This window comes from Plebeiibacterium sediminum, from assembly GCF_026013605.1.
In the GTDB taxonomy this organism is placed as follows: domain Bacteria; phylum Bacteroidota; class Bacteroidia; order Bacteroidales; family Marinilabiliaceae; genus Saccharicrinis; species Saccharicrinis sediminus.
In genome coordinates, this window is record NZ_JAPDPJ010000227.1 from 1 (window position 1) to 913 (window position 913).

1 protein-coding gene is annotated in these 913 nt (G+C 36.0%); it reads left to right on the top strand.

Annotated features, from left to right (window positions below; all coding sequences use genetic code 11):
• On the top strand, positions 1-913 hold a 913-nt coding region (locus tag OM075_RS26640), incomplete at both ends, for a TolB family protein (RefSeq protein ID WP_435873493.1).

Below are 913 nucleotides of genomic sequence, written 5' to 3' on the forward strand. Positions count from 1 at the left end.
GACAACTGGCTGTGGCCTATTTAAAAGTAAGTGAAACGGTAAAAAGTGAAAATACTTTCGCTTCAGTTGCAATGGATCATTTAAGCAACGACCAGCTGTTTATGTATGCACAATCATTAAAATATAATGGTAAATATGCAGAGGCCGACCGTGTAATAGCCATGTATAAGGAACGAAATCCTGAAGACGGAAGAGCTACAGAATTATTGAATTCTTTACCTAAGATTGAAAAGATTTTAGCTGAAGAAAGATATTTAATTGATGAAGTAGATTTTAACTCTGAACAATCAGATTTTGGACCGGTAGCCTATAATGGAGATATCTATTTTGTGTCTGCACGAGATTTAGATTATATTATTAAAAGAGAGTATGCTTGGAAAGAAGCTCCCTATTTGAATGTTTTAAAAACTTCAGAAAAGGAGGGTTTGTTTTCTAATCCTAAGTTGTTTTCAACAGAGATGCGCAGCATGTTTCACGATGGTCCTGTGTGTTTCAGTAAGGACGGAAATGAACTGTATATCACCCGAAATATCAACAACGATTTCATTGATGCAAACTTTAAAAAGAAGAAGGGTTATAATAACCTGATTATCTTAAAATCAGAAAAACAGGCTGATGGATCATGGTCGAAGCCGGAAGAACTTCCGTTCAACAGTAACGCCTACTCTTGTGGACATGCTTGTTTATCTTCAGATGGCAATCGACTTTATTTTACATCGAATATGCCTGGAAGTATTGGTGGAACAGATATTTATTATGTGGATAAAGAGGGTGACTCCTGGAGTACCCCAGTAAATTTGGGTAAAGATATCAATACTGAAGGAGATGAAATGTTTCCTTTTATTCATCAGAGTGGTCGTTTATATTTTGCTTCCAATGGTCATGTAGGTGTTGGTGGACTGGATATCTTTAT